We start from the raw sequence: 13,144 nt of genomic DNA, 5'->3' as shown, positions 1-13,144 counted from the left end.
CAAATGAAATGTTAATAGACAAAAAAACAGGACTGGCCGACATAAACGGACAGTCCTGTTTGTGTTTGGAATATTCATGCGCTGCAAGTTTGTATTTTTACTGTGCTGGCTATGAATAGGAACGCTGGCGTTCGCCCTGGGCTTTGCTGCTTGCACTGCGTTTGCGATAACCTGCTAGAACGATGCCGACAATCACCGCAATGATAAACAGAATGCGCAGCGCCGGGTGTTCGGTGAAAAAAGGCATGAGCCGCTTCTCTTCGGTAATCATGTTAGAGGCGGTGTAGCCCAGTACAATCGCGCCAACATAAATAATCCATGGAAACCGGTTAATCAATTTGATAAACAAGGTGCTGCCCCAAACAATAATAGGCACACTAATCAGCAGTCCGAGGATGACAAGCACCAGATGCTGCTGCGCAGCCCCCGCTACGGCAATCACATTATCAAGTCCCATGGCTGCATCCGCGATAATAATCGTGCGCACGGCGGCCCAGAGTGAGGTTCCTGCCTGAATGTCGGTGTGCTCATCCCCTTGATCAGCCAGCAGCTTGTAAGCAATCCATATGAGCAGCAAGCCTCCTACAAGTAGCAACCAAGGTACTTTGAGCAGCCATAGTACAACGACGGTAGCCACGATTCGAATGAGAAGCGCGCCGCCAGTGCCGTACAGAATAGCTTTTTTTTGTACAGAAGGGTGTAGATTTCTGGCAGCAAGTCCAATAACGATGGCATTATCGCCAGCCAGAATCAGATCAATAAAGACAACGTTCAACAAAGCCAGCCAGAATGCGGGACTAAACAGCTCCATGGCAATATGTCACTCCCTGTATATTCTTCAATCACTAAGAATAGCATGTACAACTTCGACATACAAGTTAGAGTGGGGGGATGAGGACATGGATACACTGTGGCTGTTAACTCAAATTTTAATGATCAATCTGGTGCTGAGTGGAGATAATGCGGTAGTCATTGCACTGGCAAGTAAAGACTTACCTCCAGCTCAACGTAAAAAGGCGGTATGGTGGGGGGCGTTCGGAGCAGTGCTTCTACGCTGCGTGCTTACGTTTGCTGCTGTATTGCTGCTGGGCATTCCATTTATTCAGGCGGCTGGCGGATTGTTATTATTCTGGATTGCCTTTAAACTGCTGCTTCAGAACGATGACGAAGTACATATTCGCAATGCGTCCACAACCTGGAAGGCGATTCAAACCATTCTGGTTGCTGATTTTGTGATGAGCCTGGATAATGTATTGGCTATTGCAGCTCTGGCAGATGGAGATCTGGCTTTGATTGTCATCGGAATTGCAATCAGTATTCCTATCGTTGTGTGGGGCAGTGGTATTATTGTAGGTTTGCTGAAGCGTTTCCCTATTCTGGTGTATGCCGGATCAGGCATACTCGCATTTACGGCTGGTGAGATGTTAATGAAGGACCCGAAGCTTGGAGAATGGTTGGGAGGTATGGCGGCGGAAGCACATGCGATGCTTCCGGCAGCGATGGCTTGTCTGGTCATTGCGGCAGGAGGTGCACACAGATTCGTTCGCCGCAACGCATAAATGATTCTGAAATAAAACGATTATTCATATTAGGCGGGGTGTCTCAGTCAGACGCCCTCTTTGGCATATGCAAAAAATAAATCAATGTATACGAGTGACTGAATTTATAAATGTTCCTGCTCAGGGGAATACAGAATCATATTGGATTCTGATTCCATACGCTCGTGTATAGGGGAATCAGGTTAGTGTAGTGACCTTTGAGGTGTTTGATCTGGCATTGTCGGATGAGCGTATTTTCGACATCAAGTATAGTTTTTTGCAGGAACATCAGATACACTAGAGACAGTGAGACAGCTTGTTTTTGCGAATAGAAATGTGTTCAGTGCTAAAAGTTGGCACAGCTTGGAAATTACATAGCTAATGAAAACAAGAGGTGAATAAGATGAAAAATGAAAAAGCGATCGGACTGTTTATAGTGGTTGCCGGGCTGGTGATTTTGCTTGGCAAGCTGGGGGTATTTGCATTTGTCGGCCGAAATTTCTGGCCTCTTCTGCTTTTGCTACCGGGTATTGCGCTGTATGTATTATTTTATGCTCGTATGACACCTGCCTGGTCGTTGTTACCAGCCGGAGTGCTGAGCGTGTATGGTGTACTGTTCAGCATAACGAACATATGGGGGGCTGGACTGATGAGAAATCTGTGGCCTGTTCTGCTGCTGGGCGTTGCTGTCGGCTTGCTTGGATATGGCATGGTTGAGCGGCGAAGACCCGAATTTGTATATCCTGCGGCACTGATCATCGGGGCGGTATCTGTTGTTCTGCTGGCGTTTACACTGCTGCAAACCGGTATCATTTATGTGTTTGCGGTCCTGCTTATTCTGGGCGGTATCTGGTTGCTTGTTGGACGGGGACGTACAGGCCGCGGCAGGGGATGGTAAACATCTCCGCTCCTGAACTGAGCAGCTTCGAGCGAAAATATCTTGATTTTTACCTATGATAAACTATAATATAAGGGATATAGACATGCGTCGGGTTATCACCGACGCTTATTTTGTGAGTAACCTGCGATTTTTGCGGGAAGTTTAGTAGATAAGAATTGAAATTGGAAAGGATATGGATACAAACCATGCATTCAAGAGAACACATTCGCAATATTGCGATTATTGCCCACGTCGACCACGGGAAAACAACACTCGTCGACAAGTTGCTCCAGCAATCCGGTACATTCCGTGATCACGAGACGGTACAGGAGCGCGCAATGGACTCCAACGATTTGGAGCGTGAACGCGGTATTACGATTTTGGCCAAAAACACGGCTATAACGTATAAAGATTACCTGATCAACATTGTGGACACACCTGGACACGCCGACTTCGGCGGTGAAGTAGAACGTATCATGAAAATGGTTGACGGCGTATTGCTCGTTGTTGATGCTTATGAGGGCTGTATGCCACAAACGAAGTTCGTACTTCGTAAAGCACTGGAGCACAACCTGACTCCAATCGTAATTGTAAACAAAATTGACCGTCCAGCGGCTCGTCCGGCTGAGGTTATTGATGAAGTACTTGACCTGTTCATCGAACTGGGTGCTAACGATCAACAACTTGAATTCCCTGTCGTATATGCTTCTGCATTAAACGGAACATCCAGCATGGAAGACGATCCTGCCAAACAAGATGACAACATGATGGCGATCTACGATACCATCGTAAGTCATATCCCCCATCCAACTGAGAACGTTGAAGAGCCGTTGCAATTCCTCGTTACTCTGATGGACTACAATGAATACCTCGGACGTATCGCTATCGGTCGTGTGAACCGCGGTGTGATTCGCCAGGGCCAATCCGTTACTGTTATTATGCGTGATGGCAAAAGCAAAACAGCTCGTATCGAGAAACTGTTCGGTTTCCAAGGTCTGAAACGTGTAGAGACAGAGGAAGCTGGCGCAGGTGACATCGTTGCGATCGCAGGAATTAAGGATATCAACATCGGTGAAACGATTGCTGATCCGAATAATCCTGAAGCTTTGCCGGTTCTGAAAATCGATGAGCCAACACTGCAAATGACATTCCTCGTAAACAACAGTCCATTCGCAGGCCGCGAAGGTAAATGGGTAACTTCCCGTAAATTGCGCGAGCGTTTGTTAAAAGAATTGGAAACTGACGTATCCCTTCGTGTTGAAGAAACAGACAGCCCGGATGCATTTATCGTTTCTGGACGTGGTGAGCTTCACCTCGGTATCCTGATTGAAAATATGCGTCGTGAAGGATATGAGCTTCAAGTATCCAAACCAGAAGTTATCATCAAAGAAATTGATGGTAAAAAAATGGAGCCAGTTGAGCGCTTGTTGATTGATATCCCTGAAGAAAGCATGGGCTCCGTAATGGAGAGCCTGGGAGCTCGCAAAGCAGAGATGGTTAACATGATCAACAATGGTAGCGGTCAAGTACGTCTGGAGTTCCTGATTCCTGCACGTGGTCTGATCGGTTACAGCACGAACTTCCTGACATTGACTCGTGGTTATGGCGTAATGAACCATGCATTTGACAGCTACGCTCCAGTCGTATCCGGTCAAGTGGGTGGACGTCACCAAGGTGTACTGATCTCAACTGAAACGGGTACATCTACGTTCTACGGAATGATGGGCGTTGAGGATCGTGGTACGCTCTTCCTTGAGCCGGGAACAGAAATTTACGAAGGTATGATCGTTGGTGAGCATACACGGGACAACGACATCGTTGTCAATATATGCAAAGAAAAGCAACTGACTAACGTTCGTTCTTCAGGTAAAGATGATACGGTTAAAATTAAAACTCCGATTATCTTCTCGTTGGAACAAGCGCTTGAATATTTGAATGATGATGAATACTGTGAGATTACACCAAAATCTATTCGTCTTCGCAAGAAGATCCTGAACAAATCCGAGCGTGAGCGTGCAGAAAAACAACGCAAAATGGCTCAAAATAACGCGTAATACCCACTACCCTAAGAGGTACAAAAGTCAATGTTTGAGGAGACGTCATTGCACGATTGAATGATTCCTGCCTTTCGCCACAGGTAGTGGAGGGAGAGGAATCGATTCTGAAGAAGCGAAGCGCTCGCCTTTGTCACCGAATTTCAACACTTAATAGAGTGTTCAAAAGAAATTCGGGGACAACAGCGATCAAAAGAACGATCCGAACCCGGAACGGTCGAACGAGCGACGAAGAATCTCATGGTGCAGCAGTAAGGTCCAATCAATGAATTGATTTTTGTACAGCATGATCATGAAAGGAGATGCCTTAACATGCAAGCATGGTTTGCATCACACCCGATCATCGCCTATATCGTCATCTTTGTATTGATTACTTACGTGTATAACAAGGTCTTTCGGGTACGTCAGAAATTGCCGATCGGTAAGGAAATTGTGTTATATATATTGATGGCGATGGGCACGTTCATGCTACTTATTTTTCAGATCGACAAGCTGCCCATCATTCAATGTTTGCTGGTAGCGGTAGGTTTGATGCTGTTGGTGCGCGTGCGTTATTTCGTTGAAGGTCGTCAAAAGAAAAAAGCGGAAGCTGCCGCTCGAAACTCATAATGCTGTCTATGCATAAATACATCCGTTTTCCTTCGGGAAAGCGGTTGTGTTTTATTTAGACCAAACAGATGTGATAAAGGTGTTGAACATATGAACTCAAATTCAAACGGGCTGCCTCCTCGGAGACAAGCTTCGAATTCATCAGGCACTTCAGGAAATGGAAACAGCAAAGGGAAGCAGCCGAAGAAGAAGAAACGCATGAAGGGGTTTGTAAAATTTATTCTGAGTATACTTGTCATCGGTATTCTGGTGGGTGGGGGGTATTTGTACTGGATTTATAACCAAGTGGCAAATACAGGCATAGACAAACCTGTTCCTCCTGGCATGTCGGCGACGACGAAGCCCCTTACGATGCTGCTGCTGGGTACGGACAATCGTCCCGAAACAGGTACGTTTTTGTCCGATGTTGTTATGGTTGCTGCACTCAATCCAAATACGAAGACGGCAACGGTCGTATCCCTGCCCCGTGACACACGAATTCAGCTTGATGGGTATAAGTCGAACAAACTCAACGCTTATTATCCAAGATTCAAAGCGCAGGAGAAAACCTCTGGCAAAAAGGCTGAGGATCAGATGAAGGATATGATGGGTCAGTACCTGGGTGTGGATATTAATTATACTACAGTAATCAACTTCCAAGCCTTTCGTGATGCAGTAAATGCTGTGGGTGGAGTAGATGTCACGGTGGATAAAAACATGTGTTACCGAGACACCGCTGACAATACAGATATTAATTTGAAAGCAGGTCCTCAGCACCTGGATGGTAAAGAGGCGCTCGATTTTGTGCGTTATCGTAAATCCAATTGCAAACCCAAGACAGCAGAGTCCAATGACTTTGATCGCAATAAAAGACAAAATCAGGTCATGAATGCAATGCTGGATCAGATGAAATCTCTCGGTGGTATTACCAAGATTGGAAAAGTCATTAGTGCGGTAGATAAAAATATGACCACCGATGTGGAATCCGAGCAAATGAAAAATTTCATTGCTACCTATTGGAATATCTCGACCACCGATGTACACTTTACTCCGGTTACCGGAGAGTGGAGAAGTCCTTATGTTTATATTAATGAAACGGAACTGGCGAATGCGAAACAAGCGCTTCAAGATACACTTGCAGGGAAAGTGAAGGCCGCGACATCAGCTCAATAGACCCAAATAGACTCAAGCTTTGGGGATTGGAAGCCGGGTTAGCAGTGTGTTATAATAACATCACAAGATAAGAATTGCATAAACAAGGTTAGGGGGCTGGTTGAATGTCCGAAGCCGTCACACAATTAACAGAATCTTTGTTACAGCAATTCAAAGATGAGACCTTTGTGCTTCTGAGCACCGTGGATGTGGAAACCGGAGGTCCGACTTCAACAGCAATCTCCTGGATTTATGCCGAGAATGCTTCTACTTTTCGTTTGGCGATTGACCATCGATCCCGTCTTGTGAACAATATGATTCAGAATCCGCTGATTACGATAACCGTTTTTGGCGAAGAAATGGTGTATGCGGTGAACGGACGTGCCTCCGTGCGACAAGATCCGTTGCTGGGTGTACCTTTTAATATGTGCTGTTTCGACATAACAATTGAAGCGGTGAGAAATGCGCTGTTTTATGGCGCTCAGCTGTCCTCTGTGCCTCAATTTGTCAAAATATATGATCAGCGTGCTGCGGAGAAGCTTGATGAGCAAGTTTTTACAGCCATGAAAAAAGCCTAGTGAGAGATCACTGGGCTTTTTGTTGTCTTTTTTCAGAGGTGTGCTGCTGCATATACTGATCTTGGGCGGGTTCATCTGGGTTTTGACGAACCTTGACATCTTTCGGAAGCTGTGGAATGATGCGTCCGACCATATCAGCCAGCTCTGAAGCAAAACCGGAGATCGGATGTCCTTTGCGGATATGTTCACCAATTTCTTTCACTCGTTCGGTGACGTCTGCATCAGCGGTTACGATGGAGTCAACCCCTTCCGGGTCTTTACGCAGGGCTTCTGCAACTGCATATTTAATGGTGCCGACGCGTGCCCGTTCCAAATCACCATCAACATCAATGCCGACAACAGCCGTATTACCAAGGATTACACAGTTGGCATCTTTGACACCTTCAACTTGTTTGGCAAGGGCTTTGAGGTGATTCACTCTGTTTTGATTTGACATACGGCCTGTCTCTGTTTCGTTGGTAGTGTTAGGGGCTTCACCCGTATTTTCGTTCAAACGATCCAGCCGTGAAGCATTCATTCGATCTTCTTGCTGTGTAGTTATGTTTCCTCCGTAGCTTCTCGGATGCATCTCGTGTAGTTCTTGTGAGGCATTGCGTGAAGAAGAGCTACAGCCTGTCATTATTAAGATCAGAAGCAGTGTGCATATCCCCATTTTCATAAATGTTCAATCCTTTCTTGGAGTTTTTCAGAATGGTTGACAATTATTTTGCCCTAGTCGAATACATTTATGTATGGGAGCATGATTGTCCATGCCGCTGCTGAAGATCACACGACCAAGATGAACTCGGGAATGAAGGGAAACGGACGGCTCATAGAGCCCCTGCATCATTCCCGAGAACACGTTCCAGCCCATGCATTTAACGACGCCGCTTTGGAGGGGATTGAATGAAAAAGATTTTTGTATTGGATACCAATGTGCTTCTGCATGACCCCAATGCCATTTTTGCCTTTGAAGAACATGAGGTAATCATTCCCGCGGTAGTACTGGAGGAGATTGACTCCAAAAAAAGAAATGCCGATGAGATCGGCCGCAACGCCCGCAATGTGTCCAGACTGCTGGATGGACTTAGAGAACTCGGCCATCTGCACAGCGGTGTACCTCTTGCGAATGGAGGCAATCTGAAAGTTGAACTGAATCACCGCAGCTTTGTGAAGGTTCAGGAGATGTTTGGGGAAGTGTCCAATGACAATCGAATCTTGGCCGTCGCACTGAATTATCAGATTGAAGAAAACGAAAAAGAAGTGGTGGAGCGTCAAGTTGTTCTTGTCAGCAAAGATGTTCTTGTACGAATCAAAGCGGACGTACTTGGATTGTTCACACAGGATTACTTATCGGATCGTACGGCAGGTCTCAGTGAGATGTACCCGGGATATACCGCACTGAAGGTTCATCCGTCCGTGATTGATGAGTTTTACACATATCGTTTCTTGCCGATCAAGCCATTGCAGCTCTCCTACTCGCTCTATCCGAATGAGTTTGTGATTCTGAAGGATGAGATGGGTACGAACAAATCCGCTTTGCTTAAAGTGAATACGGAAGGCACCAAGCTGGAACCGCTATTCCTCAGCAATGATAATGTGTGGGGGATAAGTGCACGTAATGCACAGCAGCGGATGGCACTGGAGCTTCTGCTGAATGATGATATTCCGCTTGTGACCATTACTGGAAAAGCAGGCACAGGTAAAACACTGTTAGCGTTGGCGGCAGGACTGCTCAAGGTGGAGGATGATCACAAATATAAAAAGCTGCTGATTGCACGGCCGGTTGTACCTATGGGTAAAGATATCGGTTATCTGCCAGGTGAGAAGGACGAGAAGCTTCGTCCATGGATGCAGCCTATTTACGATAATCTCGAGTTTTTGTTTGATACCAAGAAGGCTGGAGATATTGACAAAATTTTGATGGGGCTTGGCAGCATTCAGGTAGAAGCACTCACTTATATTCGCGGCAGATCGATTCCTGGTCAGTTCATCATCATTGATGAGGCTCAGAACCTGTCACGTCATGAAGTGAAAACGATCGTATCTCGGGTAGGGGAAGGAAGTAAAATAATACTGATGGGTGATCCTGAACAGATTGACCATCCTTACCTCGACTCTGCAAGTAATGGCTTAACGTATATCGTAGAACGTTTTAAACAAGAGGGCATCAGCGGACACATTATGCTTGAAAAAGGAGAACGTTCCAAGCTGGCTCAGCTTGCGGCAGATTTGTTGTAATAGAACGTTTAACCTATGGAGCCTGGATTTATTTCCCGGAAAATGTTTTGAAGAAAGCCGACTCTAGCAGTCGGCTTTTTTTGCTAAAAAAAGAAAAGCGAGTTGTTATACAGAACTGGATATGCTCGTAATATGCAAAAGAGATGAAAAGTGTTTTTTGGCAGGATAGGACAACAGCACTATATATTTGTTACAATGATTGTTGCAAGAAAATATCAAAGGAAAAGAAATGATCTAAGGAGGAGAGTGAATGAAGCGTAGACATCAAGTGGTTTTATTTGCAGTGCTGTTGCTCTCGCTAACGATCCTTTCCCCCAGCTTTGATTTTAGAGGTTCGCAGCATAATCAGGAACGAAATCAAGAGAACGATACATATCCGGGGACTTTATCCCGAGCTGATGATACAAGAGCACCTTTGAATGTAACGGTATCGATGTCCAAAGAGGAATTTGCTGCTTTTGAGAAGCTGGCCGAAGAAGTGGCGGCTTCTCGTTATGTTGAAATTAATCTTCGGAATGTGGAACCAGGAGAATATAATGATGTGCTTGATCAGGAGTTTTCTTTGGGAGAGAACGGAGATGTTATTCTGCTCGAAAATGATCAGGTACAGCTATACGCCAAAAAGGGATATTTGCTTCCGCTAAACGGGACGCAGCTGTCGAAATCTATAGGAGAAACGGTAGCTGAACTTCGCGCCATAACAGAGTGGAACGGGTACCAATGGGGGCAACCTTTTGATTTTGATCCGTATGTAATGGGAGTCAGGACGTCATTTTTGAATAAAGCCGGGCTGCACATGTTCCCTAACAATAAAGAGCAGTGGTCCAAACTGATTCAGGAAGCACAGGCGGAGGACACGGCTTTGATCTCGCTGGGCATGGGAGATATTGAAGCAGCAAATGTATGGTTGAGCTACTTGCCCCCTGGAATGAGTCCGGATCAAGTGCTTCGATCGCAGTCTGTATCCACTGCAGGCGAGCTGCAACGTGGAATCCGATTGCTGAGTGAACTGCAGCCTTATATTACCCTGACGGCGGATGTTCCGGTGGTTTCTGCCTCAAATTATAACGTAAAAACGCCGATGTTTGTGACCACATTGTCCCGAATGCTTGACGAAGATGAATCCGCTCAGGATGGAGCAACAATTCGTGCGTCCATTTCCTTGGAACCGCTTCAGGCGGTAAAATCCAGAACTCTGGTCATTACTGCTGGTTCTGCGGAAACAGATGCGGCCAGTCGATGGATTGAGGGGATGACGTCTGCGGCAATTCAGACTAAATGGTATGTCCAGACCAAACGTTTATCCGCCAGGCAGCAGGAGCAAAACCAGCAAGCTTCACAGGTTCAGGCGCGTTATGACGCGCAGTTGGAACCATTGTGGTTTTCGAAGGAAGACAATCCGCTCCAACTGGCTGAACGTCAAACGATGCCTGTTCGTTTCCGAAAACAGGTGAGACAGGTTCTTCAAGGAGAAATAAGTGCAGCTCAATACGTGAACAGTATCAGAAATGCGATTAATCCCTAGAACGAAATTGCTAATTTCACTTCCAGAACACCTTCATCTGTGGAAACATCGGTTGCTTTGACAAAGGAAAGAATTTTTTGCGGATAAAAACCGAGATCGAATTCTCTCTCCAGCATGCTGCGTGTTGTGTCTGGCAGTTCAAGTTGATTGAACACCAGCTTATCTACATGAAAACGAATCGCGTTTTGCGGCTCGTTTTCAACCGTGTAGTGCCCTTCAATGCTTAGCTGCAGTTGGTCGCGTTGGCCTGATGCTGTAATTTTGTCCTGATCAAAGGTAAAAGCAAAATCGTTGAAGATTTCATTTTGCGAACGCAGAAATGTGTTTAACTCGTCTTGACCAATGCGAATCGTATACGTTGTTCCCGTGGTGGAGATGGCCCCGTTCTGCTTCTGAATAAAATCAGGAAGATTCTGCATCGCGGATGCCAGTGCCTTGAAGTAACGCTTCACCTCGTATATTCCGATATTTTCCCAATACAAGGTCAATTCGTTCATTAATTTCTGAATAGCTGCCGCGTCCCCGCTGGCGGTTATTTGCTCATCGACTTCATTTTGCAGTGATGCTACGCGTGTGCGCTGATTTTGAAGATTTGTTTTCATCTCTGCCAGTTCTACAGAGGTTTGCCGAATTTGATTGGAGGTTTGCTGAAGGCTGTTATACCGGGTCTGGTACTTGTCCAGCGTGGCTTGATCTCTGCCAATAATAATCTGATAGTAGTCATACAGCACAAACAAATCTTTAAATGATCTGGCTCCAAGCACTGTCATAAGAAGACTGTCCCGCTCTCCTGTATAATAGGATCTCACAACGGCTCCTGCCCGGTCCTGCTGGATATGTATCTCCTGCTCCTGCTGCTTCAGCTGTGCGAATAATGTCTTATGCTGTGCAGTCAGCTCCTCCTGCTTTTTAGCGATGCGCTCAATTTCATGATCAATCTCTACAATAGATAACGTTTTTTGCAAAATGGCTTGTGTATCTGCAGGTGCAGGTTCTCCATAGATATAAGAAGGTGTGGGCTGCAGGAATAATGCAATTGTTAATAAGATGGCTGCTAAGTTATGTCGAAGCTTCACCAGGCATGCTCCTTTCCCCGCGGACTTGATTTATTCTTCCAGACAATATATGAAATCCATACGTAAAATATCCTTACTGGTTACATAACACCATAGCTTTAGATGTAATCTGAAGACAACAAAAAAGCAATCCGACATAACCGGATCGCTTTGATGCTGCTGGCGGATTAGAGCGGCAGTCCCATTTGAAATACAGTCCAATAGCTGAAACCTGTGAACGTCACGATCATATAACCCCAGAAGAGCAATATGTATGTGCGTTCTGTGAACTTCAAGTATCCCAAAAGGACAAAAAACGCAGTCTGCAGGAAGAAAAGCAAAGCCATTTCGACCAAGTCTCCTGCAAAAGCCATCAGGCCAATCGCAAGCGTGAAGAACCCGAGTACCCGAAACATGCGTGCCACGGTGAATCCTCCTCTCTTATGTACGTTCATAGATTGTCTACACAACATTATACCGACAAAGGAAAAAGGTGTAAACAAATTTGGGTATGAAAGCGAATTCTTTTTTTGTATATCTACTCAAAAGCAAGAGGATTTGCATCCATTACGTATGCGGGGCCATGAATGTGGAAATACATTTTAGTATGAAAATCAATTCTATGAACTCTATGAGAGGCATAAGAATGAGTAAAGCAACTTTTATACCTAATTCACATAACGGTTTACCGGTTATGCGGACGGTTATTTCAGGATGGTGTTAGGAGGGTATTATAGCATGACTGCAGTGAGACAGGATGCTTGGAGTACAGAGGACGATTTGATTTTGGCAGAGGTTACATTGCGTCATATCCGGGAAGGCAGCACGCAGCTGGCCGCGTTTGAAGAGGTGGGTGAGAAAATAGGAAGAACTTCAGCCGCATGCGGATTTCGCTGGAACAGCTGTGTACGTAAAAAGTATGAATCAGCAATCAGTAATGCCAAAGCGCAAAGACAGAAGCGGAGCTATCTCCGAAAACAGCCGGCTATGCTTGGTCCACAAGTCGCTGCTCTGGCTGCAATGGAAACTGAAGAGGGAATTTACAAGACAGAAGGTATGTCTGATGAGTCTCTCTCCATCGATGCGGTAATTCGCTTTTTGCGGCAGTGGAAGGGTACCGTGCAGGAGAGCAGCCGCCAGCTTAAAATGCTGGAAAAGGAGCTTCGTGAGAAGGAGGATGAGCTGCTTGAGCTTCGCTGCGAAAATGACCGCCTTTCCAAGGAGGTCAACGAGGTTCAGACGGATTATCGTGTTGTCAACGATGATTACAAGGCATTAATCCAGATTATGGATCGTGCACGCAGGCTTGCCTTTTTATCGGAAGAAGAAGAGGAACTCAAAACAAGATTTAAGATGGATGCTAACGGAAATTTGGAACGAATTGAGTAGTGTGATTCGATCCGGATGTAACATTGTAATATGAGCCCGCCACACCTCCGTGACATTACGGCAGGTATGACGGGTTTTTAGTGTGTGCATTTTGTTCTATTATAGAAGAAGAAAGATTGAGCCAGTTATATGAGTCAGGTATGGAAGATCAAAAATGGAATCAGG

Annotated in this window: 13 protein-coding genes; 9 read left to right on the top strand and 4 right to left on the bottom strand. The window is 45.5% G+C overall.

The genetic code is table 11. The features are described from left to right. Nucleotides 1–109: 109 nt before the first annotated feature. Nucleotides 110–811 (bottom strand): TerC family protein, encoded by a 702-nt coding sequence (locus IEW26_RS03300; protein WP_188591235.1) that lies wholly within the window; start codon nucleotides 809–811, stop codon nucleotides 110–112. Between the two features lie 88 nt (nucleotides 812–899). Here IEW26_RS03300 and IEW26_RS03295 point away from each other — a divergent pair, with 88 nt between their 5' ends. The 6 genes from IEW26_RS03295 to IEW26_RS03270 all read left to right on the top strand — a co-directional run bounded on the left by IEW26_RS03295 (nucleotide 900) and on the right by IEW26_RS03270 (nucleotide 6,790). Further along, a complete protein-coding gene (locus IEW26_RS03295) occupies nucleotides 900–1,559 on the top strand; it encodes a TerC family protein (protein WP_111271893.1) in 660 nt (219 codons plus the stop codon). 382 nt (nucleotides 1,560–1,941) lie between these two features. Then, entirely contained in the window at nucleotides 1,942–2,436 is a 495-nt protein-coding gene (locus IEW26_RS03290; RefSeq protein WP_188591234.1) for a hypothetical protein, read from the top strand. A 188-nt stretch (nucleotides 2,437–2,624) separates the two neighbouring features. Continuing rightward, a complete protein-coding gene (gene typA / locus IEW26_RS03285; protein ID WP_111271895.1) occupies nucleotides 2,625–4,472 on the top strand; it encodes a translational GTPase TypA in 1,848 nt (615 codons plus the stop codon). A gap of 312 nt (nucleotides 4,473–4,784) precedes the next feature. Beyond that, nucleotides 4,785–5,081 (top strand): YlaH-like family protein, encoded by a 297-nt coding sequence (locus IEW26_RS03280; RefSeq protein ID WP_110897963.1) that lies wholly within the window; start codon nucleotides 4,785–4,787, stop codon nucleotides 5,079–5,081. A gap of 90 nt (nucleotides 5,082–5,171) precedes the next feature. Beyond that, a complete protein-coding gene (locus IEW26_RS03275) occupies nucleotides 5,172–6,233 on the top strand; it encodes an LCP family protein (protein ID WP_145404098.1) in 1,062 nt (353 codons plus the stop codon). Between the two features lie 104 nt (nucleotides 6,234–6,337). After that, on the top strand, nucleotides 6,338–6,790 hold the full coding sequence (locus IEW26_RS03270; protein ID WP_188591233.1) for a pyridoxamine 5'-phosphate oxidase family protein: 453 nt from the start codon (nucleotides 6,338–6,340) through the stop codon (nucleotides 6,788–6,790). Between the two features lie 7 nt (nucleotides 6,791–6,797). Here IEW26_RS03270 and IEW26_RS03265 read toward each other — a convergent pair whose 3' ends face one another. Next, on the bottom strand, nucleotides 6,798–7,448 hold the full coding sequence (locus IEW26_RS03265) for a YhcN/YlaJ family sporulation lipoprotein (RefSeq protein ID WP_188591232.1): 651 nt from the start codon (nucleotides 7,446–7,448) through the stop codon (nucleotides 6,798–6,800). A gap of 227 nt (nucleotides 7,449–7,675) precedes the next feature. Between IEW26_RS03265 and IEW26_RS03260 the strand changes: the two genes are divergently transcribed. Beyond that, nucleotides 7,676–9,010, top strand: a complete 1,335-nt coding sequence (locus tag IEW26_RS03260) for a PhoH family protein (RefSeq protein ID WP_145404095.1) — start codon at nucleotides 7,676–7,678, stop codon at nucleotides 9,008–9,010. A 250-nt stretch (nucleotides 9,011–9,260) separates the two neighbouring features. Beyond that, nucleotides 9,261–10,535, top strand: coding sequence for an extracellular solute-binding protein (locus tag IEW26_RS03255; RefSeq protein ID WP_188591231.1), 1,275 nt, complete (start codon nucleotides 9,261–9,263; stop codon nucleotides 10,533–10,535). Here IEW26_RS03255 and IEW26_RS03250 read toward each other — a convergent pair. Together IEW26_RS03250 and IEW26_RS03245 are read right to left on the bottom strand one after the other, a co-directional pair. Further along, nucleotides 10,532–11,611 carry a hypothetical protein gene (locus IEW26_RS03250; RefSeq protein ID WP_229729628.1) on the bottom strand — a complete coding sequence of 360 codons (1,080 nt, stop codon included), beginning with the start codon at nucleotides 11,609–11,611 and terminating at the stop codon, nucleotides 10,532–10,534. The two genes, IEW26_RS03255 and IEW26_RS03250, sit on opposite strands and share 4 nt — an antisense overlap. 167 nt (nucleotides 11,612–11,778) lie before the next feature. Continuing rightward, on the bottom strand, nucleotides 11,779–12,015 hold the full coding sequence (locus IEW26_RS03245) for a DUF2626 domain-containing protein (protein ID WP_090923772.1): 237 nt from the start codon (nucleotides 12,013–12,015) through the stop codon (nucleotides 11,779–11,781). Between the two features lie 313 nt (nucleotides 12,016–12,328). Between IEW26_RS03245 and IEW26_RS03240 the strand changes: the two genes are divergently transcribed. Next, nucleotides 12,329–12,979: an RsfA family transcriptional regulator gene (locus IEW26_RS03240; RefSeq protein ID WP_111271902.1), complete on the top strand. Its 651-nt coding sequence runs from the start codon at nucleotides 12,329–12,331 to the stop codon at nucleotides 12,977–12,979. The last annotated feature ends 165 nt before the right edge of the window (nucleotides 12,980–13,144 follow it).

It is taken from the genome of Paenibacillus silvae (assembly GCF_014639235.1).
Classification (GTDB): Bacteria; Bacillota; Bacilli; order Paenibacillales; family Paenibacillaceae; genus Paenibacillus; species Paenibacillus silvae.
The sequence above is the reverse complement of the archived record's forward strand: the minus strand, read 5'-3'. Positions and strand labels throughout refer to the sequence as shown.